Below are 26287 nucleotides of genomic sequence, written 5' to 3'. Positions count from 1 at the left end.
TTTATCTGCCCTCAACGTCATCGTTCTGTCATCCATCCCGGCCAGAATGCGCAGGTCATTCAAGTCAGGGAGTCGACATGACGCACGCAATTGAAGTCCGCGGGCTTTCCAAAACGTTCCGCGCGGACCGCAAGGCGCTTGACGATGTCACGCTGCACATCGCGCCAGGCGAGATGGTCGCCCTGCTGGGTGCATCGGGATCGGGCAAGTCCACACTGCTGCGCCACGTAGCCGGGTTTGTCGCAGGCGACGCGGGCACTGGCGAGATCCTCGTCAATGGCCGCCACGTGCAGCGCAATGGCCGGCTGGCCGGCAATGTGCGCAAGGTACGGGGCGAGATCGGCTTTGTGTTCCAGCAGTTCAACCTGGTGGGCCGCCTTCCGGTCATCACCAACGTGCTGGTCGGCATGCTGACCCGCGTCCCCAAATGGCGCAGCCTGCTGCGCATCTTCAAGGCCGATGAAGTGCAGGCCGGGCTCGATGCCCTTGCGCAAGTTGGTATAGACGACTATGCGTTTCAGCGCGCCTCGACGCTCTCCGGCGGCCAGCAGCAACGGGCGGCCATCGCCCGCACACTGGTGCAGAACGCACACGTGATCCTTGCCGACGAGCCGATCGCTTCGCTCGATCCGGAATCGTCGCGCCGCGTGATGTCGTTGCTGACGCAGATCAATCGCACCCGCAAGGTAGCGGTGCTGGTGTCGCTGCACCAGGTGGATGTGGCGATGCGCTACTGCCCCCGCGTGGTGGCGCTGCGCCACGGCAAGGTGGTCTACGACGGCCCATCCGCGGCGCTGACGCCGGCCATGCTGCGCGATCTTTATGGCACCGAGGCCGACGAACTGCTGCACGATTCCGTGCCCGAAGACGAAGCCGCCTCGGCCATGCCGGTGCCGGCGATGGTCACGATGAATCTGGCGGCGGCCTGAGCGGCCCTTCGCCGAATCCCACGCCTTACCCCCAAGCCTTTCCCAACCGGAGTTGTCCATGCTTCGCAGAACTTTTCTCGCCGTCGTGACATCGGGCGTGGTCGCCCTGCCCGCGTTTGCGCAAGACGCCAAGAGCCTGAGCATCGGCTTTATCTCGACCGAATCGTCGTCCAACCTGAAGAGCGCCTGGCAGCCGCTGATCGACGATCTCAGCAAGACGCTGGGCGTGCCGGTCAAGCCGTTCTTCGCGTCCGATTACGCTGGCATCATCGAAGGCATGCGCTTTAACAAGGTGCAAATCGCCTGGTTCGGCAACAAGTCCGCAATGGAAGCGGTCGACCGCGCCAACGGCGAGGTCTTTGCCTCCGTGATCGACAAGGACGGCAACCCGGGCTACTGGTCGCTGCTGATCGTCAACAAGGACAGCGACCTGAAGAGCGTCGAAGACGTGATCAAGCGCGGCAAGGAATTGAGCTACGGCGCCGGCGATCCCAACTCCACCTCGGGCACGGCCGTGCCGGGCTACTACCTGTGGACCGCGCACAAGGTGGATCCGAAGACGCTGTTCAAGGCGGTGCGCATCGGCAACCACGAAACCAACCTGCTGTCGGTGCTGAACAAGCAGGTCGACGTGGCGGTGAACAACACCGAGAACTTGGAGCGCTACCGCATCAACACGGGCAAGAATGCCTATGACCAGGTGCGCGTGCTGTGGAAGTCGCCGCTGATCCCGGCCGATCCGATGGTCTATCGCAAGGACCTGTCGCCGGAGCTGAAGAAGAAGATCCAGGCCTTCTTCGTCAACTACGGCAAGGGCGCCGACGCTGCGCGTGAGAAGCAGGTGCTGGCCACGCTGACCTACCAGGGCTTCCGCGCTTCGAGCGACGCGCAGCTGGTGCCGATCCGCCAGATCGAGCTGGCCCGCGAGAAGGCCAAGATCGAAACGGACACCACCCTGGCCGCCGCCGACAAGGAAAAGCGCCTGGCCGACGTCAGCCGCCGCCTGTCCGAGCTGGACAAGGCCGCTGCCACCAGCGCTCAATAGGCCTCACCCCGCAGGGGCCGGCGCGCTGCCGGCCCCGCGTCGTCTTTTTTCTGTTGCCTGATTCGGATTGCCCATGACTGTCACCGCCACGCCCGGCCTCCCTCCCTCGCCGCAAAGCAACGTCCGGCCGCCGCGCACGTCCCTTGCCGTGTTGCTGACCTGGGCGGTCGTGCTGGCCTTGCTCGCCATGTCCTGGCAAGGCGCCGACATGCGCCCCCTGGACCTGCTGCGCGATTCCGACAACATGGCGAAATTTGCCGCCGATTTCTTCCCGCCAGACTTCCGCGACTGGCGGCACTACCTGGACGAGATGCTGGTCACCGTCCAGATCGCGCTGTGGGGCACGGCCATGGCCGTGGCGATGGCGGTACCGCTGGGCCTGCTGTGCTCGGCCAATATCGTCCCCGCATGGGTCTACCAGCCGGCGCGCCGCGTCATGGACGCCTGCCGCGCCATCAATGAGATGGTCTTTGCGATGCTGTTTATCGTGGCCGTCGGCCTGGGCCCGTTCGCGGGTGTGCTGGCGATCTGGATCCACACTACCGGCGTGCTGGCCAAGCTGTTTGCCGAAGCCGTGGAAGCCATCGATCCGCGCCCGGTCGAAGGCGTGCGCGCCACCGGCGCCGGCCCGATCGAGGAGATCGTCTATGGCGTGATCCCTCAGGTGCTGCCGCTGTGGCTGTCGTTTGCGCTGTACCGCTTCGAGTCGAACGTGCGTTCGGCCTCGGTCGTGGGCATTGTCGGCGCCGGCGGCATCGGCACCGTGCTGTGGGAGATCATCCGCAGCTTCCAGTACGGGCAGACCTGTGCCGTGATGATCATCATCATCCTGTTTGTCTCGGCCATCGACATCCTCTCCGCGCAGATCCGCAAGGTACTCGTCTGACCCCATGCTCACGCTCTCCCGCATCGAAACCCTGTTTGCCAACAACGGCACCGCCTGGTACGGCGGCGAGTCCATCAGCCAGACGGCCCACGCGCTCCAGTGCGCGCAGCTGGCCGAACAGGCTCGCGAGCCCGAGCCGCTGATCGTCGCGGCCCTGCTCCACGACGTCGGGCACCTGCTGCTCGCCGAAAGCACCACCACCGACATGCGCCACCACGAGGCCGCCGCCGACGCGCTGGCGGGGCTCTTCGGCGACGACGTCACCGAGCCCATACGCCTGCACGTGGCGGCCAAGCGCTTCCTGTGCGCCGTCGATCCCGACTACTTCGGCACGCTGTCGCCGGCTTCCGTGCAGAGCCTGGCACTGCAGGGCGGCCCGTACAACGAGGCACAGGCCGATGCCTTCGCAGCCAGCCCCTATGCCGATGCCGCGGTGCGCCTGCGCCGCTACGATGACCGGGCCAAGGTGGTCGACCTTGCCACGCCGCCGCTGGCGCACTACCTTGAAATGGCCGCGCGTTGCGCGCGCCTTGCCGTGTGAGTAGCCGAATGTGTGGCATAAGCGGCATGAACGGATTGCAAGACATGACCGAGGCCGTCCTGGCCCTGCGCGAGGTACGCGGCTCCGATGCGGAGCTGCGGCATCTGTCCATCCTGCTCGCCGCGATGGATGACGAGCCGCCGCTGCCGCTGGCGACGATGCGCGAGCGCTATGCGACCATGCGCCGCTACCCGGACTATCGCTGCTACATGATGGTGGACGAGAACGAGGTGCCGCTCGGCACCTTCAGCCTGCTGGTATTTCCCGTGATGGTCCACGACGGCCGCCCGGAGGCGATTGTCGAGGCCGTGGTGGTGGCGCCGTCGGCGCGCGGCATGGGCGTCGGCAAGGCGATGATGCGCGAGGCGATGCGCCTGGCGCGTGAAGCCGGCGCGGCCAAGCTGGCGTTGTCGTCGAACGCGCGCCGGCTGCAGGCGCACCAGTTCTATCGCCGGCTCGGATTCACCGAGCACGGCATCAGCTTCAGTATCGAGCTCTGAGATTCAGGCCAGCGCGGAGGTGGCGCCGACCAACTGGGCAAAGGCGTCGGCCGATGCCTGCAGCGTGCCGCTGTTGTCGATCTCGACCAGCCTGCACCCTGCCGGCACGTCGAACGCCTGCCCCGCGCGGTCCAGCCGCCTGGTAATCGCCTCTTCCGACTCGCGACCACGCTGGCGCAGGCGTGCGGCCAACACTTCCGGTTTCACGCGCACGTGTACGGCGCACAGCTTCGGGTAGCGTGCCACGGCTTGCGGCAGGTATTCGCGCGAACCGTTGACGATCACCGTCAGGCCCCTGGCGAGCCACTGCTCGATCTCGACGCCGATGCCGTAGTGCAGGCCGTGGCTGTGCCAGTTCAGCGCCAGGCAGCCGAGGACCTTGCGGCGCTGGAATTCATCGGGGGTAAGCGCGACCGAGGCCTCGTTGGCGTCGGCGTCGCGCGTGATATAGCGATGTGCAACCACGATGGGGTCGTCCGGGCCCAGGCGCTCGCGCAGCGCGCGCAGCAGCGAATCCTTGCCGCTGCCGGAAGGCCCCATGACGTAGAACAGGCCGCGCCCGTCAGTGGCGGTGCGGGCGCTCATGCTTCGAGGTACGCCGTGCCGGCGCCATCCGTGGTGCTGCCGTTGAAGCCGTAGTGGCGCGCGGCGATAAAGTCATCGCCCGGCGCTGGCTGCACGAACACACTGATACCGTCCACATGGAGCAGCGATTCCAGCATCTTGCCGCTGGCTGCGGACAGGCGCGCCAGCGCGGCGGCTTCGCTGGCGGCGTCGAGCATGCCGGTCAGCGTGATGTGGAAGATAAAAGTCTCGAATACGTACGGGTAGCCCCATGCATCCAGCATGCGGCGCTCGTCGCGCGTGAGCCGATCCGGCTTGCGTTTGGCGAGTTCCTCCGCGGTGGCCGGTGCGCGGAAGCGGTCAAACGCCAGCACACAGGCATCAGCCAGCGCATGCATATCGCGCGAGCCCACGTCGGCGAGACACCAGGCGATAAAGCCTCGCAGCGCTTGCAGCGCCAGCGGCGCGTCGAACGCCTCGCGGCCACGCGCAAAGTCTCGGGCGGCGGCGTCGAGCATCGATGCATCGGTGCCATCCGCGAGCCGGAACGGCGGCTTCAGCGTGGCGTGCAGGCCGTAGTGGGCGGGGGCCTTGACCCACTCGGCGGGCGGCGGCGCCATGTCTTGCGGCATGGACAGCGCTGCCCCCGTATCGCCATCGCGGCCCAGCCACTGGCTGCCGAAGGATCGGAACGGTTCGGCCGGCGAGAGGTAAATGGCGTAACGGTGCGCTTGCATGCTCATGCGGCCAGGGTGCCGGCATCGGCGAGATCAACCTGCGGCAGGAACGCGGCTGCATGCTTCAGTTCGCCATTGACGATGGTGGCGCAGACGCGCGGCAGGCCGGGCTGGCGGTCATCGACCAGGATGGCATCGGCGCGCAGGCCCGGGGCCAGGGTGCCGCGGTCGCGCAGGCCGGCGGCACGCGCCGGGTTGCGCGACACCAGCTGCCAGGCGCCCGGCAGGTCCAACACGCCCAGCTGCGCCAGCCGGAACGCGGCCTGCAGCGGCGCGGGATAGTTGTAGTCGGACGCCAGCACCGTGCACAGGCCGGCGGCCACCATCTCGGTAGCGTTGGGCGCGCCGGTATGGCTGGTGCCGCGTACCACGTTGGGCGCGCCGAACACGATATCGTCGCCCAGCTGCCGGGCCAGCGTCGCGGCTTCGATGGTCAGCGGAAACTCGGCGATGCGGCAGCCCCGGCGGTGGTAGTGCTGGCGCGTGGCCAGGTCCGGATCGTCATGCGACGCCACCGGCAGCCCCGCGTCGCGCGCGGCGGCGATCAGGCGCGCCATCGCCGCCGGCACCTCCTGCGCATTGGCGCTGGCCGCACGCAGGCGGGTGCGGAAGGTCTCGACGTCGCACTCGGCGCGCTCGGCGTACTGCTGCATCTTGCGTTCGTCGCCCATGCGGCGCGCCATGGTCGGCAGGTGGTCGTTGATGGCCAGCAGGTCGACACGTCCGGCGGCCATCCACGACAGCGCGGTCTCCACGCCGGCCAGGTGGTAGGCCTCGAAGCGCAGGTGGACCTTGTGCGCGGCGCCGAGCACCGGGCCGAGCTGCGCGATGGCATCGAACATGCGCAGCGCATAGGCCTCGCCGCGCAGACCGCCTTCCCAGGACAGCGTCACGCCGTGGAATTCGGTGGTGATCCCGTTCGCCAGCAACTGGCGATCCACGTCGAGCAGCGCGCCCGGGTACGGGAAGCTGACGCCGGGGCGCGGCATCACGGCGCGTTCGAACGCGTCGCCGTGGATGTCGACAATGCCCGGCAGCACCAGCAGGTCGCCGGCGTCGAGGCACGGGCCGGACAGCGGCGCTTGCTGCGCCACGTGGCCGTCGCGGAAGCCCAGCGTTGCCGGGCCGATGCTGGCGGCGCCCAGCACGCGGCGGCCCGTGATGCCGGCCAGCGGCGGCGATTGAGTTTGATCGTTCGTGTGCATGGGCGTGACGTTAGCGCCGGCAGATGACAGACAGATGTCTAGACCAATGCGCCCGGCAACAACTGTCCTCAGTCGCTGTCGGACACCGTGAGTTGCACCCAGTCGCCGGCAAACCGCGTCACGCTGTACTGCACCGGTGCGCCGTCGATATCGACGTTGAGCGCCTCGACCTGCAATACCGGCCGCGTCTTCGGCTGGTTCAGCAAGCGCGCGACCGGCGCGCTGGGCATCGCGGCGGTAATGCGCGACCATTTGCGCGTGTAGTCGGCAATGCCGAAATGCGCCAGCGCGCGCGACACCGATTGCATGTCGCGCAGCACCGCGTCGATGCCGGGAAAGCGCTTGAGGTCGAAGTAGTGCTCGGCCACGTCGATGGTGCGCTCCTCGGCCTTGCCGAGCATCTGCACGTGCAGGATCTCGGCCGTGCGCGGCAGTCCCAGGTGCTTCGCCACCTCGGGCGCGCGCACCACCTGGCTGTCGAGGATCTCGGTGTGCCCGCGCATGCCCTGCGCGGCCAGGTTCTGCGAGAAACGCGTGCGGCGCCCGATCGCGTAGTCGATCGCGTGCTCCTGCACAAAGGTGCCACGGCCCTGCTCGATCCGCACCAGCCCGCTCAGCTCCAGCTCGCCCATGGCGCGCCGGATGGTGTGGCGGTTCACGGCAAAGCGCGTGGCCAGCTCCGGCTCCGGCGGCAGTTGCTCCCCGGGCAGGTACAGCTTCTTGCGGATGTCGTCCGCCAGCGCCTCCCCGATCTGGCGCCATACGGCCACGCCGGAACCCCGTTCTACTTCCCGATCAGACATGCTTGCCCTGCCCTCTTGTCATCAAGCGTTCACCAATGCCATGCGATTGTGCCTCAGTTGCGCTCCCCTGTTGGGGTGCCTGACCACATTCCCGATCCGTCATCAAACGTTCATCTGCCTATGGTCTAGTAGCGGCGTGTTCAGGCAATAAACATCTAAACGTATAGACGTATAGGGGTGATGATGCAAAGCGAAACCGCCGGTCCAGCCGGCATCGAAGCCAACGCGGCCCGCGCCGCCTGGTTGCGGGTGCTGGCGACAGCGCCAACGGAAGCGCTCGATGCCGCCTACACGCGGCTTGGCCAGGCCGCGGCCCTGCCCGCCTGGCGCCTGCTGCGCAAGCCGGAATCCGGCATGGCGATGGTGCGGGCCCGTGCCGGCGGCACCGGCGCCCGGTTCAACCTGGGGGAAATCACGGTCACGCGCTGCGCGGTCGTGCTGGAAGACGGCGATGCCACCGGCACCGCGGGCGTGGCCTATATCCAGGGCCGCAGCGCGCGCCACGCGGAGCAGGCGGCCGTCCTGGACGCGCTGCTGCAGCGCCCCGCCTGGCACCAGCGCGTGCAGGAAATCGTGCTGGCGCCGCTGGCCAGCGCCCATGCCGCGCGCGCGGCGCATGAGGCGGCCACCGCTGCCCAGACGCGCGTCGAATTCTTCACCATGGTCCGGGGAGAGGACTGATGACATCCGCTCAATCGATCCTCTTGGCCCCGGCCACTTCGCTGCTGCCGGGCTTCGACAACCCCGTCGACGATGCCCAGCAGGTGTTCCGCGCCACGCTGCATGCGTTTGCCCATCCGGGCCAGCTGCAAGCGATGCCAGTGACCAGCGGCGTGCCCGAGGGCCTGTCGCCGGCGCTGGTGGCGCTGCTGCTGACGCTGGCCGATCCCGATACCCCGGTCTGGCTGCCGGCCGGCGTCCCCGCCGCGGCGCGGGCGTTCCTGCGCTTTCACTGTGGCTGCCCGCTGACCGACGACCTCGGCGCCGCCCCCTTTGTCTGCGTGCCCGCCGGACACGCCATGCCCGCGCTGGCTGACTGTTCGCAGGGCCAGCCGGCTTTCCCGGACCGCTCGGCCACGCTGTTGGTGGAAGTCGCCTCGCTTACGGATGGCGACACGCTCACGCTGCGCGGCCCCGGCATCGAGACCACGCAGACGCTGCGCGTTGCCGGCCTGGCCGCGGACTTCCGTGCCAGCTGGCGCGCCAACAACGCCGGCTTTCCGCTCGGCGTGGACCTGCTGCTGGCCAGCGGTGACCGATTCTGCGCGCTGACGCGCACCACGCACGTGGAGGACTGACATGTACGTAGCCGTCAAGGGAGGCGAACGCGCCATCCTGAACTCCTACCAGATGCTCGATACATACCGCCGCGGCGACACCGCGGTGCCGGAACTCACGCTGGCCCAGATCCGCGAACAGATGCCGCTGGCGGTGTCGCGCGTAATGGCCGAGGGTTCGCTGTACGACCCACACCTGGCCGCGCTGGCCCTGAAGCAGGCCGCCGGCGACCAGATCGAGGCGATCTTCCTGCTGCGCGCGTATCGCACCACGCTCGCGCGTTTCGGCTATACCGAGCCGCTCGATACCGGCGCGATGCGCCTGCAACGCCGGATCTCGTCCACCTTCAAGGACGTGCCGGGCGGCCAAGTGCTCGGGCCGACCTATGACTACACGCAGCGCCTGCTGGACTTCTCGCTCGAAGCGGGCCGCGAGCCCGCCCCGCTGCCGCCCGCTGCCGAGCCCCTCGCTGCAAGCATGCCGCGCGTAACGGGCCTGCTCGAAGCGGAAGAACTGGTCGAAGCCGACGAGATCCCCGCCGGCGACCCGGCCCCGCCGGACCTGACCCGCGAACCGCTGACCTTCCCCGCCAGCCGCGCCGCGCGCCTGCAGAACCTGGCGCGCGCCGATGAAGGCTTCCTGTTGTCGATGGGCTATTCGACGCAGCGCGGCTACGGCAACTCGCACCCGTTCGCGGCAGAGATCCGCTATGGCACGGCGGAAGTTGAATTGTGCGTGGAAGAACTCGGCTTCGCGGTGACGATCGGCGAGATCGAGCTGACCGAATGCCAGATGGTCAGCCAGTTCGGCGGCAGCGCCGACGAAGCGCCCCGCTTCACGCGCGGCTACGGCCTGGTGTTCGGCTACAACGAGCGCAAGGCGATGTCGATGGCGCTGGCGGATCGCGCGATGCGCGCCGGTGAGCTTGGCGAAGCCGCCGACGCCCCCGCCAACGATATCGAATTCATGCTGTACCACAGCGACAACGTTGAGGCCTCCGGCTTCGTGCAGCACCTGAAGCTGCCCCACTACGTCGATTTCCAGGCCAACCTGGAACTGCTGCGCCGCCTGCGCGCGGAGCAGGAAACCGCCAGCCCTGCCGCCGTGCCGCCGCAAGTTGCACCGCAGCCCCAGCCGCAAGAGGAGACGCTGGCATGACCGCCGCGAACGCATCCCCCACCGCGGGCATTGCCCGCGACGACCACTACAACTTCGGCTATCTCGACGAATCGACCAAGCGCATGCTGCGCCGCGCGCTGCTCAAGGCCGTGGCGATTCCCGGCTACCAGGTCCCGTTCGGCAGCCGCGAAATGCCGCTGCCCTACGGCTGGGGCACGGGCGGCATCCAGGTCACCGCCGCCATCATCGGCAAGCCGGACGTGCTCAAGGTGATCGACCAGGGCTCGGACGACACCACCAATGCCATCAATATCCGCCGCTTCTTCGGCCGCGTGACCGGCGTGCAGACCACCGAGCGCACCGCCGAAGCCAGCATCATCCAGACCCGCCACCGTATTCCGGAAACGCCACTGCGTGCGGGCCAGACCATGGTGTTCCAGGTGCCCATCCCCGAGCCGCTGCGCTGGCTGGAGCCGAGCGAGAGCGAGACCCGCACCATGCACGCGCTGTCCGAGTACGGCGCGATGCACGTCAAGCTCTATGAAGACATTGCCCATCACGGGCATATCGCCACCACCTACGACTATCCCGTGATCGTCAACCAGCGCTACATGATGCGGCCGTCGCCGATCCCCAAGTTCGACAACCCCAAGCTCGACCGCAGCCCCGCGCTGATGCTGTTCGGCGCCGGGCGCGAGAAGCGCGTCTATGCCGTGCCGCCATACACCTCGGTCAGGAGCCTGGACTTTGCCGACCACCCCTTCACTGTCGAGAAGTGGTCGAGCTGCTGCGCCCAGTGCGGCGCGACCGACAGCTATCTCGATGAAATCATCACCGACGATGCCGGCACGCGCATGTTCGTGTGCTCGGACACCGAGTACTGCGCCGACCGCCAGGCGGCGCACGCCGTCGAGACTGCCGCGGGAGGTGCCCGATGAGCGCGAACTCGCTGCTGTCGGTGCGCAACCTGACGCGCACCTGGGACGGCGTGCATGGCTGCCATGGCGTCAGTTTCGATCTCTACCCGGGTGAAGTGCTGTGCGTGGTGGGCGAATCGGGCTCCGGCAAGAGCACGCTGCTGCAGGCCCTGTCGATGCAGGCGCCGCCTCAGCGCGGCAGCGTCAGCTACGATATGCGCGAGTCCGGCCTGACCGACCTGGCCACGCTGTCCAGCGCGCGCATGCGGCTGCTGGCCCGCACCGACTGGGGCTTCGTGCGCCAGCACGCGCGCGACGGACTGCGCATGCAGGTCAGCGCCGGCGCCAATATCGCCGAGCGGCTGATGGCCGTGGGCGAGCGCCACTACGGCAACCTGCGCGAAGTCGCCGGCGCCTGGCTGGAGAAGATGGAAATCGACCTGGCCCGCCTCGACGACGTGCCCGGCACCTTCTCGGGCGGTATGCAGCAGCGCCTGCAGATCGCGCGCAACCTGGTCACGCACCCGCGTCTGGTGTTCATGGACGAACCGACGGCCTCGCTCGACGTCTCGGTGCAGGCGCGCCTGCTGGACCTGTTGCGCCGTCTGGTGTCCGACCTGGGCCTCGCTGCCATCCTGGTCACGCACGACCTGGCCGTGGCGCGCCTGCTGGCACACCGCACGCTGGTCATGCAGGGCGGCCGCGTGGTCGAGCAAGGCCTGACCGACCAGATCCTCGACGACCCGCAGCACCCCTACACGCAGCTGCTGGTCTCCTCCATCCTGCAAGGCTGACGACGATGCAAGCAGAGAATGCACAGAAGCTGAAGAAGCTGGTAGAGGTGCGCGGCCTCGGCAAGATGTTTACGCTGCACAACCAGGGCGGCATCCGCCTGCCGGTGCTGCGCGTGATCGATTTCGATGCAGCCCGCGGCGAATGCCTGGTGCTGTCGGGCCCGTCGGGCACCGGCAAGAGCACACTGCTGCGCTGCCTGTACGCCAACTACCTGGCCACCGAAGGCAGCATCCGCCTGCGCGACACCAGCGCCGACGGCGAGCCGTGGATCGAACTGACCAACGCCCCCGAGCAACGCGTGCTGAAGCTGCGCCGCGACGTGATCGGCTACGTCAGCCAGTTCCTGCGGGCGATCCCGCGCGTGTCGGCGCTGGACGTGGTGGCCGATCCGCTGCAACAGCGCGGCGCCAGCCATGAAGAAGCCCGGGCCCGCGCCGAGGTGCTGCTGGCGCGCCTGAACCTGCCGCGCCGCCTGTGGGACCTGCCGCCGGCCACCTTCTCCGGCGGCGAGCAGCAGCGCGTCAATATCGCGCGCGGCCTGATCGGCGGCCACCCCATCCTGCTGCTCGACGAGCCGACCGCATCGCTGGACGCAGACAACCGCGCGGTGGTGATCGCGTTGATCCGCGAGGCGCTCGCCGAAGGCCGCGCGCTGATCGGGATCTTCCACGACGACGCCGTGCGCGATGCCGTGGCCACGCGCCTGCTGCCGCTGCAACCGGCCACCGCCCTCGCCTGACAGGAACCCGCACATGCCTGCTACCTACCTGACCCACGCCACCCTGGTGCTGCCCGACCGCGTGCTGCACGACAGCGCGCTGCTGATCGAGGATGGCCACATCGCCGCCATCGAACCGGCCGCGGTGCCGGCCCACGCCACCGAGATCGACCTGCACGGCCACACCGTGATGCCGGGCCTGGTCGACGTGCATTGCGACGCCATCGAGAAAGAGGTCGAGCCGCGCGCCAACGTGCTGTTTCCGCTGGATTTCGCCGTGGCGCAGGTGGACCGTCGCAATGCCGCAGCCGGCATCACCACGCCGTACCACGCGCTGTCTTTCGCGGGCAACCACTTTGGCGTGCGCAACGTCGATACGGCGGCCACGCTGGTGCGCACCGTGGCCGCGTATCGCCGCCACAGCCTGGTCGACAACCGCATCCACTGCCGCTATGAAGTCACCGACGCCGGCGCCGTGCTGGTGCTGGAGATGCTGATGGCCGAGGGCGTGGTCGACCTGCTGTCCGTGATGGATCACTCGCCGGGCCAGGGCCAGTTCAAGACGCTGGATGCCTACCTGGCCTACATGATGGGCAACCACGGCATGAGCCGCGAAGAAGCTGCCGAGGCCGCCGGCAAGAAGGCGGCGGCGCTGGAAGGCGCGCACGAACGGGTCAACCGGCTGGTGGCCATGGCCCATGAACTCGGCATCCCCACGGCCAGCCATGACGACGATTCGCCGCAACGCATCGCCGCCATGCAGGCGCTGGGTGTACGCATGAGCGAATTCCCGATCAACCTGGAGACCGCACAAGTGGCCTGCGCGCAGGCGCTGCCGACCATCCTGGGCGCCCCCAATGTGCTGCGGGGCAAGAGCCAGAGCGGCTCCATGCGCGCCATCGACGCGATCCACGCGGGCGTGGGCACCATCCTGTGCTCGGACTACCAGCCCTCCACGCTGATCGCCGCCGCGTATACCGCGGCGCGGCAGGCCGACCTGCCGCTGAACGAGGCGCTGGCGCTGGTCACCGCCAACCCCGCCGATGCCTGCCTGCTGGGCGACCGCGGCCGCCTGGCGCCCGGACTGCGGGCCGACGTGATTGCGGTGTCGAGCGTGGCGGGCCAGCCAATGGTCACCCACACCTGGTCGGGCGGGCGGCTGGTGTTTGCGGCGGGCTATCCTTCGACGCAGCGTGTGGCTGACGGGGAATCGCTGCCGCGCGAGGCCGCGGTGCGCGAGGTGGCCTAGGCGCCGGGCGCCGCGAACCCCAGCGCCGTGCTGACCGTGCGCGCCTCGCGTCGCACGGCGCTGCCGATGGGCCCGTCGATGGACGGGTCGAAGCCGCCGGTGGCGCCCAGCGCGGTCAGCACCGCGCAGACACGGCCGGTGTAGTCGCGCACCGGCGCGGCCACCGCGCTGATACCGGTCAGGTTGGTGTCGCGCACCCAGGCGCAATCATCGGCCTGCACGATGCGGCGCAGCGCGCCGATGGGATCCTTGCGATCGAGCAGCGCCAGCCGCGCCGGGCTGGCTTCGGCAAGCTCTTCCTCGGCCTGCGCCTGCACGCGCTTCTCGTCGAGCAGCCCCAGGAACACGCGGCCGGTGGCCGACCACAGCAGCGGCATCACCGACCCGGCGCGCACATTCACCGTCACCGGCAGGCCCGGTTCCTCGAAGCGCATGATGGTCGGCCCCTTGTTGCCCATCACCGCGACAAAGCACGTGACTTCCAGCGTTTCACGCAACCGCACCAGCGCGGACTCGGACAGCCGGATCGGGTCGGCCTGGCGCATTGCGGCCATGCCGATCTGCAGTGCCTCGAAGCCCAGGTGGTACTGCTGCGTGCCCGCCTCCTGCGCGACGAACCCCTCTTCCACCAGGCTGACCAGGTAGCGGTGGACCTTGGCGGGGCTTTCGTCGATCTGCGCGGCCAGGGCGGTCAGGCTGGCGCGGCCGCCCAGTCTTGCCAGGCCCTTTAGCACCGCCATGCCGGTGACGGCCGACTGTACGCGCTGGCGGCGTTCGCGCGGGCGCGGGGTGTCGGCGGCGGCGGCCTTGGTGGTGGGTGCGGCGGGTTTTGAGCGGGATGCGGCCATGGCTGGGGTTGTCGGTGAGCTGTGTTGTCTGGTGCGAGCTTGTAAGTGCGTCTCAAATCGCGCCTGTTTGCTCCCCTCCCGCGCGCGGGAGAGGGGCCGGGGGAGAGGGCAGGCGCTGGCATACCGACGCGCATCACTTCGTTGAGGCTCCTGCCCTCTCCCCCACCCCAAGTCGGCTGGCACGCTTGCGGGAAACTCTCCCGCAAGCGGGAGAGGGGAGCGTTCGCCACGGGGGGCAGACTCATCCAGACGTTTTCAGTCAGTCAAATCGTCCCGCTGCCCCAGCGCCGCTTCAAGGTTAACCCGCATTCAATCATTACGCAATGCGTATATGATTTACGCAAAACAGCGACACCGGTGCCGTACACCGGGCCCATTCAAAAGGAGACAAGCCCCATGCCCCGCCCCGTTTTCAAGCGCCTCAGCCTCGGCGCGCTGGCCATATTGGCCGCCGTGCCCGGTTACGCCGCCGACACCTACCCCGCCAAGCCCATCCGCTGGATCGTCCCCTACGCCGCCGGCGGCGGCTCGGACTTCCTGGCGCGCACCATCGGGCAGGGGCTGTCGGCCAAGGTCGGCCAGCCGGTGGTGGTGGACAACAAGCCTGGCGGAAATACCGCCATCGGCGCGGCGGAGACGGCGCGCTCGCCGGCGGATGGCTACACCGTGCTGTCGGCGGATAACGGCACGCTGGTGTTCAACCCGGTGCTGTACAAGACGCTCTCCTACAACCCGGGCAAGGACCTGGCGCCGGTCACGCTGCTGGGCCGCTTCCCGATGATCCTGGTGGTGGGCGCGGCCAGCCCGGTCAAGAGCGCCAAGGAATTCATCGCCCAGGCGAAGACCACGCAAGGCGGCATCAACTACGGCTCGGCCGGCGCGGGCAGCCCCCACCACCTGGCGATGGAGCTGCTCAAGGTGGAAGCCGGCCTGCCGATGACGCACGCGCCCTATCGCGGCGCCGCACCCGCGCTCTCCGACGTGGCCGCCGGCCAGGTGGCGGCGATGATGGTGGACTACGCCGCCGGCGCCGGCTTTATCAAGGGCGGCAAGGTGCGCCCGCTGGCCGTGGCCAACGCCACGCGCCTGCCGCAGTTGCCCGACGTGCCGACCTTTGCCGAACTGGGCTTCCCGCGCGTGGAAGCCGCGGCGCTGGTAGGCATGGTGGTGCCCGCCGGCACGCCGCCGGAGGTGGTCAATACGCTGAACAAGGACGTGGTCGCGGCGATCCGCGAGCCGGCCGTCAACAAGCGGCTGGTGGACTTCGGCGTGGAGCCGGTGGGCAACACGCCGGCGCAGTTCAGCGAGCTGTTGCGCACCGAGTCTGACCGCTGGAGCAAGCTGATCCGCGACCTGAAGATCACGCTGGACAACTGAGGCCGGCAACCGTCTGACCCAAAGCCCGTCCGGCACCGACCGGACGGCTGTGCTTTAGCCAGGAGTTCGCAGTATGGCCAACCCCTCCCCCGGTGCCGCGCGCGGCGGCTGCCCCGTCGACCATTCCGCCTTCAAGGCGCCCAACGGCTGTCCCGTCAGCCACAACGCGGCGGAATTCGATCCGTTCGGCGACGACTACCAGCAAGACCCGCCCGAGTACGTTCGCTGGTCGCGCGAGCAGGAGCCGGTGTTCTACAGCCCGAAGCTGGGCTACTGGGTGGTCACACGCTACGCCGACATCAAGGCGATCTTCCGCGACAACCTAACCTTCAGCCCATCGATCGCGCTGGAGAAGATCACGCCCACCGGCGACGAGGCCAATGCCGTGCTGGCCGCCTACGGCTACGCGATGAACCGCACGCTGGTCAACGAGGACGAGCCCGCGCACATGCCACGCCGGCGCGCGCTGATGGACCCGTTCACGCCCGCGGAACTGGCCCACCACGAGCCGATGGTGCGCCGCCTGGCGCGCGAGTACGTCGACCGCTTTATCGACGACGGCCGCGCCGACCTGGTCGACCAGATGCTGTGGGAAGTGCCGCTGACCGTGGCGCTGCACTTCCTGGGCGTGCCGGAAGAGGACATGGACCTGCTGCGCCAGTACTCCATCGCGCATACGGTCAACACCTGGGGCCGGCCCAGGCCCGAGGAGCAGGTCGCCGTGGCGCACGCCGTCGGCAACTTCTGGCAACTGGCCGGCCGCATCCTCGACAAGATGCGCGAGGATCCTTCAGGCCCGGGCTGGATGCAATACGGCCTGCGCAAGCAGAAGGAACTGCCCGAGGTCGTCACGGATTCATACCTGCATTCGATGATGATGGCCGGCATCGTGGCCGCACACGAAACCACGGCCAATGCCTCGGCCAACGCGATCAAGCTGCTGCTGCAGCATCCGGATGCCTGGCGCGATCTCTGCGAGGATCCGTCACTGATCCCCAACGCGGTGGAGGAATGCCTGCGCCACAACGGCTCGGTGGCGGCATGGCGCCGGCTGGTGACGCGCGACGCGGAAGTTGGCGGCATCCGCCTGCCGGCGGGCAGCAAGCTGCTGATCGTGACCTCGTCGGCCAACCATGACGAGCGGCATTTCGCCGATGCCGACCTGTTTGACATCCGCCGCGACAACGCCAGCGAACAGCTGACCTTCGGCTACGGCTCGCACCAGTGCATGGGCAAGAACCTGGCGCGCATGGAGATGCAGGTCTTCCTGGAAGAACTGACGCGCCGGTTGCCGCATATGCGGCTGGCCGCGCAGACCTTTACCTACGTGCCCAACACCTCGTTCCGCGGTCCGGAGCACCTGCTGGTGGAGTGGGACCCGGCGCAGAACCCTGAGCGCCGCAACCCGGCACTGCTCGACGTGCGCCAGCCGGTGCGCATCGGCGAGCCGTCCACCCACACCATCACCCGCACCGTGGTGGTCGAGCGCGTCACGCCAGCCGCCGAGGGCGTGGTCCAGCTGCGGCTGGCAGCGCCGGACGGCAAGCCGCTGCCGCGTTGGGCGCCGGGCTCGCATATCGACGTGGAGTGTGGCGATACGGGACTGTCGCGCCAGTATTCGCTGTGCGGCGATCCTGAGGACGCCGGTGCGCTGGAGATCGCCGTGCTGCGCGATCCCGACAGCCGCGGGGGCTCGGCCTGGGTGCACGGCAGCGTCAGCGTGGGCGACCGCCTGCGCATCCGCGGGCCGCGCAACCACTTCCGCTTTGACGAGGGCTGCCAGCGCGCAATCTTTATTGCCGGCGGCATCGGCATCACGCCGGTCAGTGCGATGGCGCGGCGCGCCCGCGCGCTTGGCATCGACTACGAATTCCACTACTGCGGCCGCTCGCGGCGCGCGTTGGCGATGCTGGACGCCCTTCAGGCATTGCACGGCGACAGGCTGCATGTGTACGCCGGCGACGAAGGCCGGCGCGCCGACTTCGCCAGCCTGCTGGCGCAGCCGGATCACCGCACGCATATCTACGCCTGCGGCCCGCAGCGCATGCTCGATGCGCTGGCCGCTTGCTGCGAAGCGTGGCCCGAAGACGCCCTGCGCGTGGAGCACTTCGTGTCGAAGCTCGGCACGCTGGATGCGTCGAAGGAACAGCCCTTTACCGTGGAGCTGAAGGACTCCGGCCTGGTGATGGAGGTGCCGGCCGACCAGACGCTGCTCACAGTGCTGCGCGGCGCCAACATCGACGTGCAGAGCGATTGCGAGGAAGGCCTGTGCGGCTCCTGCGAGGTGCGCGTGCTGGCGGGACAGGTCGACCATCGCGACGTGGTGCTGACGCGCAGCGAGCGCGAGGCCAATCGCCGCATGATGGCGTGCTGCTCGCGCGCCTGCGGTGGGGGGCGGTTGGTGCTGGAACTGTGAGCGCGGTGGGCTGAAGGAAATTGCCCGCCCCGTCAAGCGTCAGTCGGTAGCGTTAAATGTGTCGTGGTACTGCACCGCGCCAGCTGGATAATTGCCATCTAACGACAGCGCCTGGAAATACTCGGGCGGCACGCCTTCCAGCACCAGCCCGGGCCGGGCCGCAAAGCCGAAGCGCCCGTAGTACCCCGGATCGCCCAGCACCACGCAGCCCGCCGCACCCACGCGCCGCAGCTCGGCCAGCGCGTCGTGCATCAGTTGCGAGCCGATGCCCTGCCCTTGCCGGCCAGGCGCCACCGAGATCGGGCCCAGCCCGAACCAGCCCGCCGCGCCGGACGAGACCGACACCGGTGAAAACGCGACGTGCCCCACCAGCACCTCCCCATCCTGCGCCACCAGCGATACCGTCAACTGGCCTGCGCGGCGCAGCGCGTTGACGATAAACGCCTCGTTCTGGCTGGCTGGTGCCGTGCGGAAGGCTGCAGTGGTCAGTTGTGCGATGGAGTCGGCGTCAGACGGTACTTCAGGACGGATATCCAGGGACATGGCACAAGGTCTTGGCTGGCCTGATTCGGCCAAGAGGGCGATTCTAGCGCGCCGCGGCCGGACAGCTGTCGGGACCACCAGGCCGCGACCGGCAGTGGCCGCAAGGCAACACGCCGTGGCCAATTGCGCCACGCCAGGTGTGCCGCGGCAGGCCCCCGCCGTTTTGCAAGCCCCCGTTGCGCTGTAGGACAGCGCCTGACAACGGTTGCAAGGGGCCGAGGCTACAGTAGCAGCGCAAACCCCAGGCACCCGTTTCCGTTTCCCCATGCCCCCAGATCCTGCCGCCCCCGCCCGACTTTCGTTCCCCGATGCCGCCACGCGTCTGTGCCTGACCTGTCTTGCCGCCACGCTGGCGGTCCCGGCCGCCATGGCGGCAACGCCTGCCGAACCCTCGCAGCTGTCAGGGCTGGCCACCCTGCTGCTGGGCACGGTGCGCGGCAAGCCCACCGGCATGACCGGCGTCACTCGCCTGACCGCCGGCGATGCCGAGCGGCAGTTGCGCATGGCTTGCCAGGAGCTGAAGCGGGCCGGCCCGGTCGACCTGGACGACACCACCCGCTTCGACGGCTGCGTGACCAGGCCGGGCAAGGTCGTTGAGTTCCAGCTGAAGGTATCGGGCGTGGATGCCTCGCGCGACGACACGCGCGAGTTCATGGCCTCGGCCAAGCCGATCCTGGAGCGCGGCATCTGCCGCAACCCGGATGTGCCGGTGCTCGGCAAACTCGGCGTGACCTTGCACTATCACTATGTGGCGGGACGGCAGTCGCTGGTGTTGCTGGATATTCCGCCGGACTACTGCATGCGCAAGTGAACGGCGCGCGCGGCCGGCAGGTACCGCATCGGTGCATTTGCCTCGGGAACGTGCACAGCCTGGAGTCTAGCCTTCGCCCAGCATCTCTTCGCAAACCGCCAGCCAGGCCCGCGCCGCGTGCGAAAGGTAGCGCCCCGGCGACCAGATATGCGCCATCGTCCAGTCCACCGCCGGCTCGGTCAGGCGCGCCATCGCCAGCGTGTCCTGGCCCTGCAGGCGCTCGGCCAGCGGTTGCGGCAGGAAGGTGGTGCCCAGCCCCGCCGCCGCCATCGAGGCGAGGAAGTCCCAGTGACCGCTGCGCGCCACCACGCGCGGCTCGATGCGCGCCTCCAGGAAGGCCTGCCGCAGCTTGCGCGTCAGCGAGAAGTCGTCGGTCAGCATGACCAGCGGCTCGTCGCGCAGCGCGGCCAGCGAGACCGTGCGACCGCGCGCCCAGCTGGACTTGCGCGGGCCCACGGCCCAGATCGGGTAGCGGCCGAACTGGCGCGTCTCCAGCGCCAGGCCGCTGTCGCCGGGCAGCACGGTGGCGCCGACTTCCAGTTCGCCGCTGGCCACCAGCTGCTCCACCACCTGCCCGCCGTGCTCGTCCAGCGTCAATAACAGGTTGGGATAGCGCAGCCGGAACGCGCTGACCGCGGGCGAGAAAAACAGGTTGACCATCGGCGGGATCCCCACCGTCAGCTGCCCACGGCCGAGCGAGGACAGGTCGGCCACTTCCAGCGTCAGCCGGTGCACCACGCCCAGCGCCTCCTGCCCGCGCTCGTAGACCACGCGCCCGACGTCGGTCAGGCGCACGCTCTTGCCTTCGCGGATCAGCAGCGGCTGGCCGACCTCATCCTCCAGCTGTTTCACCATCTTGCTGATGGTCGACTGGGTTACGAAGAGCGAGGTGGCGGCCTGGGTGAAGCTGCGCAGGCGCGCGGTCTCGACGAAATAGCGCAGGGCGCGGATATCGATGGGCATGGTGGCGATGGCTTGCGGCAGCCCGGGTGCCCAGGCGCTCGCATCCATGAACAAATGGAATGGACAGGCCAATATTAAATCATGAATGGAATGCGAAAGGTTTGGCTACACTTCGCTTCCACGCATTGCCCCTGCCCAACCGCGCCCCCCTATGAAGCCCGGAGCGGCAGGTGGCGATGCGCGCCCCCAACCCTCGTCACCAAGACCCCCACCCCATGGCTAGCTGGCCGAATGCACGACAGTGGCTGTTCTCGCTGAAGGCATTCGCCGCCGCGATGCTGGCGCTCTATCTCGCACTGGCGCTGGGCCTGCCGCGGCCGTACTGGGCGATGGCCACGGTCTACTTCGTCTCGCACCCGCTCACCGGCGCGACGCGCTCCAAGGCGGCATATCGGGTGGCCGGCACGGTGCTGGGCGCGACCGCCGCGGTGGCGACCGTGCCGCAGCTGGTCAATATGCCGATCGTGCTGATGGGCGCGATTGCGCTGTGGATTACCGCGCTGGTCTACCTGTCGCTGCTGCAGCGCACGCCGCGCAGCTATGTCTTCCTGCTGGCGGCCTACACCCTGCCGATCGTTGCGCTGCCGGCGGTCAGCCAGCCGGCGCAGATCTTCGATATCGCCGTGGCGCGGATCGAGGAGATCGTGATTGGCATCGTCTGCGCCGGGCTGGTGGGCTCGGTGGTCTTTCCGGCCAAGGTGGCGCCGGCGCTGCGCGCACGCGCGGCCACGTGGCTGGCCGATGCGGCGGCATGGGCCACCGACATCCTGACCGGCAGCCCGCGCGCGGACGACGGCCGGCACCGGCTGGCCGCCGATATCCTCGCACTCGACCAGCTCGCCAGCCAGCTGGCCTACGACACCGGGGGCAGCCACACGCTGCGCCACGCCCGCGCGCTGCGCCAGCGCATGACCATGCTGATGCCGCTGCTGTCGTCGCTGGAGAGCGTGCTGCAGGCGCTGCGCGGGCATCCGCAAGGCGTGCCCGTCGAACTTGACGCGGCGCTGTCTGCGACGGCGGCGTGGCTCGGGGATGGGGCGGTCGAGCCCGCGCCATTGATCACGGGTGGCTGGCCTGTTGACCACAGCGGGCAGCCGATCGACTGGCATGCAGGGCTGGCGGCAACCGCCGCCGACCAGTTGCAACGCCTGTGCACCGTGTACGCGGAATGCCGCACGCTGCAGCAAGGCATCGGCGACCGCAGCGCGCGCCCGCCGCAAGTGCGTGAGGATGCCGCCCCGGAAGCAGCGGCGCTTCACCATGACCACGGCATGCTGCTGTTCGGCGCCGTCTCCAGCGGGCTGGCGGTATTCTGCGCAGGGCTGCTGTGGATCTTCTCCGGCTGGGAGGATGGTGCGGGCGCGGTGGCGGTGGCGTCGATCGCGTGCTGCTTTTTCGCGGCCATCGACGAGCCACGCCGCATGGCTGGGGCCTTCCTGCGCTGGAGTGCGGTCTGCCTGCTGGTGTCGTCCTGCTACCTGTTCCTGGTGGTGCCGCATGCGCGCACCTTCGAGGCGCTGGCAGCGATGCTGGCGCTGCCCTACCTGGGCATCGGCCTGCTGATCGCGCGGCCGGGCTTCCAGCTGATCGCGATGCTGCTGTCGGTCAACACGGCCTCATTCGCCAATGTGCAGACGGTATTCGAAGCGGATTTCCTCGGCACCTTCAATACCTGCCTGGCCAGCGCTGCGGCGATGCTGTTCGCGCCGCTGTGGTCGATGGCGGTGCGTCCGTTCGGCGCGCGCGCGGCGGCACAGCGGCTGGTGCGTGCCAGCTGGCAGGACCTGGCGCAGGCCGCCACGCTGCGTGCCGATGGCGATGCGCGGCTCGGTGCGCGCATGCTCGACCGGCTCGGGCAACTGGTGCCGCGGCTGGGCGCCGCTGGCGATCCGTCGTCGTCCGACGGCTTCCATGCGCTGCAGGTCGGCTACTGCGCGCTGACGCTGCAAAAAGCGCTGCCGGCATTGCCGCCCGCGGCGCACAAGGCGGTGCGGCGGGTGCTGGCCGCCGTGGCGCGGCATTTCCGCGCACGGCTGCGCACGGGCCATGCGGTACCGGTGCCGGCCGGGCTGGCGGCATCGGTGGCCGATGCCATCGCCGGTGTGGCCGCGCTGCCGGGGCGCACGCATGGCGGCACGCTGGGCGCGCTGGTGGTGCTGCAGGTCACGCTGCAACCCGGCGCGCCGGCCCGCTGACTTCCAACGCCTCTTTGCACCCATGCTCAGTGAAATCGATCTCTACGGCGTCTTCGTGCCCGGCGTGCAGGTGCTAATGGTGCTCGCCTTCGCCGTCACCACCGCAATCCGCAACGTGCTGGCGGCACTGGGCTGGTACCGGCATATCTGGCACCGCTCGCTGTTCAACCTTTCCCTCTATGTGATCGTCCTGGGCGCCGTGGCCGTGGTCTTTGTCGCGGTGCCGGCACTGCCATCATGAATTTCCGACTCCGCAACTTCCTTCCCTTGCTGCCCACGCTGCTGGCCGCGCTCGCCGCGCTGCTGGTGCTGCGCCACCTGTGGGACTACTACACGGCCGCGCCGTGGACCCGCGACGGCCATGTGCGCGCCGACATCGTCCAGGTCGCGCCCGATGTCTCGGGCCTGGTCACCCGCGTGCGCGTGCGCGACAACCAGTACGTGCGCCGCGGCGAGGTGCTGTTCGAGATCGACCGCGACCGCTACGCGCTGGCGCTGCAGCAGGCGCAGGCCACTGCCGCCACGCAGCGCGCCGCGCTGGCGCAGGCGCGGCGCGAGGCCGCACGCAACCGCACGCTGGACGGGCTGGTCGCCGGCGAGGTCGCCGAACAGGGCCGCGCCCGCGTGGAGCAAGGCCAGGCCGCGCTGGCGCAGGCCGAGGCCGCGGTGCGGCTGGCGCAGCTGAACCTGGAACGCACCAGCGTGCGCAGTCCGGTCGAGGGCAACCTCAACGACCGGCTGCCGCGGCTGGGCGACTATGTCTCCACCGGCCGCCCGGTGCTGTCGATGGTCGACGCCGCCTCGTTCCATGTGGAGGGATATTTCGAGGAGACCAAGCTGCATCGCATCCGCATCGGCAGCCCTGTGGATGTGCATATCATGGGCGAGCCGCGGCACCTGCGTGGCCATGTACAGAGCATTGCCGCGGGCATCGAGGACCGCGACCGCAGCGCCGGCTCCAACCTGCTGCCCAACGTCAACCCGACCTTCAACTGGGTGCGGCTGGCGCAGCGCGTGCCGGTGCGCATCGTGCTGGAAGACGTCCCCGCCGATGTGCGGCTGGTGTCGGGCCGCACGGCCACCGTGGCGGTGCTGGAGCAGCGCGGCAATGATGCCCCGCGCCGCGCGGGACCGCGCTCGTGATGAGGCACCGTCGATGGCTGGCCTGCGTGGCCGCAACCTTGTGCGCCTGCACGACCGTGGGTCCGGACTACCGCGTGCCTGGCGACGCTGCGGTACGGGCGCCCGCCGCCAACGGCCCGCTGCAGGGCGGCGCTGCGCACGGCGTTGCCATCGCGCCCGTGCCGGACGACTGGTGGCGGCTCTATGACGACCAACGGCTGGACCGCCTCGTACAACAGGCGCTGGCCGCCAATACTGATATCCGCGCCGCCGCCGCCAACCTGCGCCGCGCGGTGGCGCTGCTGCACGAAGTCGAGTCCGAAAACCTGCCGCAGGGCGGCGCCAGCGCAAGCGTGTCGCGCGCGCAGCTGTCGGCCGAGAGCTTCCTGCAGACCGAGAAACCACCGGTGTTCAATCTCGGCGACTTCGGCCTGGGCGTGTCCTATCTCATCGATTTCTTCGGCAAGCTGGCCCGGGCCGACGAGGCCGCGCTGGCCGGCGCGCAGGCCAGCGAAGCCACGCTCGACATGGTACGCATCAGCGTGGCCGCGCAGACCGTGCGCGCCTACGTGCATGGCTGCGCGGCCACGCATGAACTGGCGGCCGCCACGCGGCAGCTCGAGGTACAGCAGCGCACGCTGGACGCAACGCGCCGGCTGGTGGCGGTCGGGCGCGGCGAACCCGCCGACGTCGCGCGCGAGCGCGCCCGCACTGAAGCACTGCGCGCCGCCCTGCCCGCGCTGGAGGCATCCCGCACTGCCGCGCGCTACCGCCTGGCGCTGCTGCTCGGCAAGCCGCCCGCGGCATTGCCGCCGGGCGAGGTCGAATGCCATGCGGAACCCACGCTGCGCGCGCCGCTGCCTGTGGGCGATGGTGCCGCGCTGCTCAGGCGCCGGCCCGATGTCCGCCAGTCCGAACGCGAGCTGGCCGCCGCGACCGCGCGCATCGGCGTGGCCACCGCGGACCTGTATCCGTCGATCCGCATCGGCGCCAGCGCCGGCCTGACCGGCGTGCTCAGCCACCTCGGCAGCGGTCCCACCGCGCGCTGGAGCGTGGGGCCGTTGCTGAGCTGGTCATTGCCGACCAATGGGGTGCGCCACCGCATCCACGGCCACGAGGCTGCGGCGGACGCGGCGCTGGCGCGCTTCGACGGCGCGGTGCTGCGCGCGCTGCAGGAAACCGAAACGGCGTTGTCCGCCTACACGCGCGAACTGGAACGGCACGAGGCCTTGCACGCCGCGCGCGAGCAGGCCGGCGAGGCCGCGCGGCAGCAGCGCCGGCTGCAGCAGGCGGGGCGCATTCCCTACCTGGCGCACCTCGACGCGGAACGGGCGCTGGCCGATGCCGACGCCGCGCTGGCGGCGTCGGAGGGCCACGTAGCGGCGCGCCAGGTCGACCTGTTCCTGGCCTTGGGCGGCGGCTGGCAGACCGGCCGCAAAGCCGCGCCAGCCGTATCCGGCCTCGATGAAAAAAGCGACTGATTTCATGCCGTTTAAATCATCACAGGAATACATCTGCATGGCTACACTTCGTTCCGTGCCGCACGCTTCCCACGGCGCGGCACCGCCCAAAGGCGAACCGGACGGCATGCGGGACGCAGATCCGCCGATCCGCAATGGCCCTGCCAGACCATCTACCGTCCTTCAACCCAAAACAGCAGACATGCATAAAAACGACCTCAAAGCCCTCCTTGCCACGGCCATCTCCATCGCAGCACTCAGTGCCGGCGCCCTCGCCTGCAACGCCGCCGCGGCACAAGGCCTGAACGACCGCGGCGTCGCCGCCGAGCGTGATGGCTACAGCATGCACAACGGCAAGCGCGATCCGTTCACCGAAGGCGCGCACGTCAACGGCAAGCGCGATCCCTTCACCGACGGGGCCCTCGTCAACGACAAGCGCGACCCGTTCACCGACGGTGCCAACCGCACAGCCGCCGGCATGGAACTGGCCGGAATGGACCGCAGCGGCGTATCCGCGTCGCCGGCCCACGCCGCCTGACGCTTCTCTCGCTGCCACGACGCATGCCGTGGCAGCACCGCTGACCGGAACTGCCCCGGTTCCGGTCAACCTCCTTCCTCGCCGCCCAACCTCCCCATGAAAACCATCCTGCTCGCCCTGCTTGGCCTGGGCGCCATCACGGCATCCCTGCCCGCCGCCGCCGGCCCTGACTGGACCGTCATCGAGCGCGCCCGCGCCGCGGCCCGCGCAGGCCATGCCGCCCATTGCGCACAACCGGCCGACCCCCCTACGCCGGCTACGGCACGCTGAACGCTGTCGACATGCGCGCTCCGGTGCTAGATTGAGAAGGCGTGCGGCCGGCAAGCGCCGGCTGCGCCTGACAAGCCACAAACAAGCTACCCCACTACAAAGCGAGGAGCCGCGCATGTCCCTGCCCCACCTTTCTTCCGGACAGATCGCCAGCGTGTTGCCGTTGGGCACGCGGCTGGACCAGACCGCCACCCAGGCCTTGTTCAAGGAAGGCCCGCTGGAAGTGATGCGCCTGGTGCTCAAGGCGGGCAAGCATGTGCCGGCGCATTCGGTGGATGGCCCGATGACCGTGCAATGCCTGGAAGGCGAAGTGCGGCTGCGCGTGGACGGCGCCGAGCGCCACCTGCGCCAGGGCGACCTGCTCTACCTGGGGCCGTGCGTGCGCTACGACGTGACGGCCCTCACCGATGCCTCGGTGCTGGTGACGATGGTCTTGCCCGGCGGCCGCTGACCGCCTG

29 protein-coding genes are annotated in these 26287 nt (G+C 69.0%); 22 read left to right on the top strand and 7 right to left on the bottom strand.

Annotation, left to right across the window (positions count from 1 at the left end; all coding sequences use genetic code 11):
- Positions 1-77 precede the first annotated feature (77 nt).
- The 5 genes from phnC (at position 78) to K307_RS11775 (ending at position 3901) form a co-directional block, all read left to right on the top strand.
- The gene (gene phnC, locus K307_RS11795) at positions 78-929 is read left to right on the top strand and encodes a phosphonate ABC transporter ATP-binding protein (protein ID WP_042878414.1); all 852 of its coding nucleotides are present in this window, start codon (positions 78-80) and stop codon (positions 927-929) included.
- 58 nt (positions 930-987) lie between these two features.
- Positions 988-1974 carry a phosphonate ABC transporter substrate-binding protein gene (gene phnD / locus K307_RS11790; RefSeq protein ID WP_042878412.1) on the top strand — a complete coding sequence of 329 codons (987 nt, stop codon included), beginning with the start codon at positions 988-990 and terminating at the stop codon, positions 1972-1974.
- 73 nt (positions 1975-2047) lie between these two features.
- On the top strand, positions 2048-2860 hold the full coding sequence (gene phnE, locus K307_RS11785) for a phosphonate ABC transporter, permease protein PhnE (protein WP_042878410.1): 813 nt from the start codon (positions 2048-2050) through the stop codon (positions 2858-2860).
- Positions 2861-2864: 4 nt separating this feature from the next.
- Complete coding sequence (locus K307_RS11780; protein ID WP_042878409.1) at positions 2865-3401, top strand: phosphonate degradation HD-domain oxygenase; 537 nt, start codon at positions 2865-2867, stop codon at positions 3399-3401.
- A gap of 26 nt (positions 3402-3427) precedes the next feature.
- Positions 3428-3901, top strand: coding sequence for an N-acetyltransferase family protein (locus tag K307_RS11775; protein ID WP_419187113.1), 474 nt, complete (start codon positions 3428-3430; stop codon positions 3899-3901).
- Between the two features lie 3 nt (positions 3902-3904).
- Here K307_RS11775 and phnN read toward each other — a convergent pair whose 3' ends face one another.
- From phnN to phnF, 4 genes are all read right to left on the bottom strand, one after another.
- The gene (phnN, locus tag K307_RS11770) at positions 3905-4486 is read right to left on the bottom strand and encodes a phosphonate metabolism protein/1,5-bisphosphokinase (PRPP-forming) PhnN (RefSeq protein ID WP_042878407.1); all 582 of its coding nucleotides are present in this window, start codon (positions 4484-4486) and stop codon (positions 3905-3907) included.
- Entirely contained in the window at positions 4483-5208 is a 726-nt protein-coding gene (locus K307_RS11765) for a DUF1045 domain-containing protein (protein WP_042878403.1), read from the bottom strand. The genes phnN and K307_RS11765 overlap by 4 nt, the downstream gene beginning before the upstream one ends.
- Positions 5205-6407, bottom strand: coding sequence for an alpha-D-ribose 1-methylphosphonate 5-triphosphate diphosphatase (locus K307_RS11760; protein WP_042878400.1), 1203 nt, complete (start codon positions 6405-6407; stop codon positions 5205-5207). Before K307_RS11760 ends, K307_RS11765 begins: the two co-directional genes overlap by 4 nt.
- Before the next feature lie 68 nt (positions 6408-6475).
- Positions 6476-7210, bottom strand: coding sequence for a phosphonate metabolism transcriptional regulator PhnF (phnF, locus tag K307_RS11755; protein ID WP_042878398.1), 735 nt, complete (start codon positions 7208-7210; stop codon positions 6476-6478).
- A gap of 180 nt (positions 7211-7390) precedes the next feature.
- Between phnF and phnG the strand changes: the two genes are divergently transcribed.
- From phnG to K307_RS11720, 7 genes are read left to right on the top strand one after another with little or no spacing between them, the layout of a single operon-like run.
- Complete coding sequence (phnG, locus tag K307_RS11750; RefSeq protein WP_042878397.1) at positions 7391-7891, top strand: phosphonate C-P lyase system protein PhnG; 501 nt, start codon at positions 7391-7393, stop codon at positions 7889-7891.
- Positions 7891-8508 carry a phosphonate C-P lyase system protein PhnH gene (gene phnH, locus K307_RS11745; RefSeq protein ID WP_042878395.1) on the top strand — a complete coding sequence of 206 codons (618 nt, stop codon included), beginning with the start codon at positions 7891-7893 and terminating at the stop codon, positions 8506-8508. Before phnG ends, phnH begins: the two co-directional genes overlap by 1 nt.
- A gap of 1 nt (position 8509) precedes the next feature.
- The gene (locus K307_RS11740) at positions 8510-9646 is read left to right on the top strand and encodes a carbon-phosphorus lyase complex subunit PhnI (RefSeq protein WP_042878394.1); all 1137 of its coding nucleotides are present in this window, start codon (positions 8510-8512) and stop codon (positions 9644-9646) included.
- Positions 9643-10545, top strand: coding sequence for an alpha-D-ribose 1-methylphosphonate 5-phosphate C-P-lyase PhnJ (locus K307_RS11735; protein WP_042878393.1), 903 nt, complete (start codon positions 9643-9645; stop codon positions 10543-10545). Before K307_RS11740 ends, K307_RS11735 begins: the two co-directional genes overlap by 4 nt.
- Entirely contained in the window at positions 10542-11318 is a 777-nt protein-coding gene (phnK, locus tag K307_RS11730) for a phosphonate C-P lyase system protein PhnK (protein WP_042878391.1), read from the top strand. Before K307_RS11735 ends, phnK begins: the two co-directional genes overlap by 4 nt.
- A 5-nt stretch (positions 11319-11323) precedes the next feature.
- A complete protein-coding gene (gene phnL / locus K307_RS11725; protein ID WP_042878389.1) occupies positions 11324-12058 on the top strand; it encodes a phosphonate C-P lyase system protein PhnL in 735 nt (244 codons plus the stop codon).
- Positions 12059-12071: 13 nt separating this feature from the next.
- Positions 12072-13286 carry an alpha-D-ribose 1-methylphosphonate 5-triphosphate diphosphatase gene (locus K307_RS11720; protein WP_042878388.1) on the top strand — a complete coding sequence of 405 codons (1215 nt, stop codon included), beginning with the start codon at positions 12072-12074 and terminating at the stop codon, positions 13284-13286.
- On the opposite strand, the gene K307_RS11715 is transcribed toward K307_RS11720, so the two are convergent.
- Positions 13283-14134: an IclR family transcriptional regulator gene (locus tag K307_RS11715; RefSeq protein ID WP_042878387.1), complete on the bottom strand. Its 852-nt coding sequence runs from the start codon at positions 14132-14134 to the stop codon at positions 13283-13285. The two genes, K307_RS11720 and K307_RS11715, sit on opposite strands and share 4 nt — an antisense overlap.
- A gap of 396 nt (positions 14135-14530) precedes the next feature.
- Here K307_RS11715 and K307_RS11710 point away from each other — a divergent pair, with 396 nt between their 5' ends.
- Complete coding sequence (locus tag K307_RS11710) at positions 14531-15511, top strand: Bug family tripartite tricarboxylate transporter substrate binding protein (RefSeq protein ID WP_042878386.1); 981 nt, start codon at positions 14531-14533, stop codon at positions 15509-15511.
- Positions 15512-15584: 73 nt separating this feature from the next.
- Positions 15585-17927: a cytochrome P450/oxidoreductase gene (locus tag K307_RS11705; protein ID WP_042878385.1), complete on the top strand. Its 2343-nt coding sequence runs from the start codon at positions 15585-15587 to the stop codon at positions 17925-17927.
- A 39-nt stretch (positions 17928-17966) separates the two neighbouring features.
- Here the strand turns inward: K307_RS11705 and K307_RS11700 are convergent, their stop codons facing one another.
- On the bottom strand, positions 17967-18470 hold the full coding sequence (locus K307_RS11700; RefSeq protein ID WP_042878383.1) for a GNAT family N-acetyltransferase: 504 nt from the start codon (positions 18468-18470) through the stop codon (positions 17967-17969).
- Positions 18471-18735: 265 nt separating this feature from the next.
- On the opposite strand from K307_RS11700, the gene K307_RS11695 reads away from it, so the two are divergent.
- Positions 18736-19281 (top strand): hypothetical protein, encoded by a 546-nt coding sequence (locus K307_RS11695; protein WP_042878380.1) that lies wholly within the window; start codon positions 18736-18738, stop codon positions 19279-19281.
- Between the two features lie 66 nt (positions 19282-19347).
- Here the strand turns inward: K307_RS11695 and K307_RS11690 are convergent, their stop codons facing one another.
- A complete protein-coding gene (locus tag K307_RS11690) occupies positions 19348-20244 on the bottom strand; it encodes a LysR family transcriptional regulator (protein ID WP_042881860.1) in 897 nt (298 codons plus the stop codon).
- Positions 20245-20459: 215 nt separating this feature from the next.
- Between K307_RS11690 and K307_RS11685 the strand changes: the two genes are divergently transcribed.
- The 7 genes from K307_RS11685 to K307_RS11660 all read left to right on the top strand — a co-directional run bounded on the left by K307_RS11685 (position 20460) and on the right by K307_RS11660 (position 26280).
- Positions 20460-22439: an FUSC family protein gene (locus tag K307_RS11685; protein WP_042878378.1), complete on the top strand. Its 1980-nt coding sequence runs from the start codon at positions 20460-20462 to the stop codon at positions 22437-22439.
- Between the two features lie 22 nt (positions 22440-22461).
- Complete coding sequence (locus K307_RS11680) at positions 22462-22680, top strand: DUF1656 domain-containing protein (protein WP_042878376.1); 219 nt, start codon at positions 22462-22464, stop codon at positions 22678-22680.
- Entirely contained in the window at positions 22677-23582 is a 906-nt protein-coding gene (locus K307_RS11675) for an HlyD family secretion protein (protein WP_042878374.1), read from the top strand. The genes K307_RS11680 and K307_RS11675 overlap by 4 nt, the downstream gene beginning before the upstream one ends.
- Positions 23582-25042, top strand: coding sequence for an efflux transporter outer membrane subunit (locus K307_RS11670; protein ID WP_042878370.1), 1461 nt, complete (start codon positions 23582-23584; stop codon positions 25040-25042). Before K307_RS11675 ends, K307_RS11670 begins: the two co-directional genes overlap by 1 nt.
- 181 nt (positions 25043-25223) lie before the next feature.
- Positions 25224-25559 carry a hypothetical protein gene (locus K307_RS11665; protein WP_042878368.1) on the top strand — a complete coding sequence of 112 codons (336 nt, stop codon included), beginning with the start codon at positions 25224-25226 and terminating at the stop codon, positions 25557-25559.
- Between the two features lie 96 nt (positions 25560-25655).
- Positions 25656-25829, top strand: a complete 174-nt coding sequence (locus K307_RS47750) for a hypothetical protein (protein ID WP_155301128.1) — start codon at positions 25656-25658, stop codon at positions 25827-25829.
- Between the two features lie 115 nt (positions 25830-25944).
- Positions 25945-26280: a cupin domain-containing protein gene (locus tag K307_RS11660; RefSeq protein WP_042878366.1), complete on the top strand. Its 336-nt coding sequence runs from the start codon at positions 25945-25947 to the stop codon at positions 26278-26280.
- The last annotated feature ends 7 nt before the right edge of the window (positions 26281-26287 follow it).

It is taken from the genome of Cupriavidus necator A5-1, assembly GCF_000744095.1.
Classification (GTDB): Bacteria; Pseudomonadota; Gammaproteobacteria; order Burkholderiales; family Burkholderiaceae; genus Cupriavidus; species Cupriavidus necator_A.
This window is presented reverse-complemented; position numbering and strand designations above follow the sequence as displayed.

Coding starts and splice junctions, on each gene's coding strand:
- K307_RS11665 (WP_042878368.1), top strand. CDS start 25,224: ATGCATAAAAACGACCTCAAAGCCCTCCTTGCCACGGCCATCTCCATC.
- K307_RS11765 (WP_042878403.1), bottom strand. CDS start 5,208: ATGAGCATGCAAGCGCACCGTTACGCCATTTACCTCTCGCCGGCCGAA.
- K307_RS11735 (WP_042878393.1), top strand. CDS start 9,643: ATGACCGCCGCGAACGCATCCCCCACCGCGGGCATTGCCCGCGACGAC.
- phnL (WP_042878389.1), top strand. CDS start 11,324: ATGCAAGCAGAGAATGCACAGAAGCTGAAGAAGCTGGTAGAGGTGCGC.
- K307_RS11675 (WP_042878374.1), top strand. CDS start 22,677: ATGAATTTCCGACTCCGCAACTTCCTTCCCTTGCTGCCCACGCTGCTG.
- K307_RS11690 (WP_042881860.1), bottom strand. CDS start 20,244: ATGCCCATCGATATCCGCGCCCTGCGCTATTTCGTCGAGACCGCGCGC.
- K307_RS11780 (WP_042878409.1), top strand. CDS start 2,865: ATGCTCACGCTCTCCCGCATCGAAACCCTGTTTGCCAACAACGGCACC.
- phnN (WP_042878407.1), bottom strand. CDS start 4,486: ATGAGCGCCCGCACCGCCACTGACGGGCGCGGCCTGTTCTACGTCATG.
- K307_RS11760 (WP_042878400.1), bottom strand. CDS start 6,407: ATGCACACGAACGATCAAACTCAATCGCCGCCGCTGGCCGGCATCACG.
- phnF (WP_042878398.1), bottom strand. CDS start 7,210: ATGTCTGATCGGGAAGTAGAACGGGGTTCCGGCGTGGCCGTATGGCGC.
- K307_RS11720 (WP_042878388.1), top strand. CDS start 12,072: ATGCCTGCTACCTACCTGACCCACGCCACCCTGGTGCTGCCCGACCGC.
- K307_RS11700 (WP_042878383.1), bottom strand. CDS start 18,470: ATGTCCCTGGATATCCGTCCTGAAGTACCGTCTGACGCCGACTCCATC.
- phnG (WP_042878397.1), top strand. CDS start 7,391: ATGATGCAAAGCGAAACCGCCGGTCCAGCCGGCATCGAAGCCAACGCG.
- K307_RS47750 (WP_155301128.1), top strand. CDS start 25,656: ATGAAAACCATCCTGCTCGCCCTGCTTGGCCTGGGCGCCATCACGGCA.
- K307_RS11670 (WP_042878370.1), top strand. CDS start 23,582: ATGAGGCACCGTCGATGGCTGGCCTGCGTGGCCGCAACCTTGTGCGCC.
- phnE (WP_042878410.1), top strand. CDS start 2,048: ATGACTGTCACCGCCACGCCCGGCCTCCCTCCCTCGCCGCAAAGCAAC.
- K307_RS11660 (WP_042878366.1), top strand. CDS start 25,945: ATGTCCCTGCCCCACCTTTCTTCCGGACAGATCGCCAGCGTGTTGCCG.
- K307_RS11740 (WP_042878394.1), top strand. CDS start 8,510: ATGTACGTAGCCGTCAAGGGAGGCGAACGCGCCATCCTGAACTCCTAC.
- phnD (WP_042878412.1), top strand. CDS start 988: ATGCTTCGCAGAACTTTTCTCGCCGTCGTGACATCGGGCGTGGTCGCC.
- phnK (WP_042878391.1), top strand. CDS start 10,542: ATGAGCGCGAACTCGCTGCTGTCGGTGCGCAACCTGACGCGCACCTGG.
- phnC (WP_042878414.1), top strand. CDS start 78: ATGACGCACGCAATTGAAGTCCGCGGGCTTTCCAAAACGTTCCGCGCG.
- K307_RS11680 (WP_042878376.1), top strand. CDS start 22,462: ATGCTCAGTGAAATCGATCTCTACGGCGTCTTCGTGCCCGGCGTGCAG.
- K307_RS11775 (WP_419187113.1), top strand. CDS start 3,428: ATGAACGGATTGCAAGACATGACCGAGGCCGTCCTGGCCCTGCGCGAG.
- K307_RS11695 (WP_042878380.1), top strand. CDS start 18,736: ATGCCCCCAGATCCTGCCGCCCCCGCCCGACTTTCGTTCCCCGATGCC.
- phnH (WP_042878395.1), top strand. CDS start 7,891: ATGACATCCGCTCAATCGATCCTCTTGGCCCCGGCCACTTCGCTGCTG.
- K307_RS11685 (WP_042878378.1), top strand. CDS start 20,460: ATGGCTAGCTGGCCGAATGCACGACAGTGGCTGTTCTCGCTGAAGGCA.
- K307_RS11715 (WP_042878387.1), bottom strand. CDS start 14,134: ATGGCCGCATCCCGCTCAAAACCCGCCGCACCCACCACCAAGGCCGCC.
- K307_RS11705 (WP_042878385.1), top strand. CDS start 15,585: ATGGCCAACCCCTCCCCCGGTGCCGCGCGCGGCGGCTGCCCCGTCGAC.
- K307_RS11710 (WP_042878386.1), top strand. CDS start 14,531: ATGCCCCGCCCCGTTTTCAAGCGCCTCAGCCTCGGCGCGCTGGCCATA.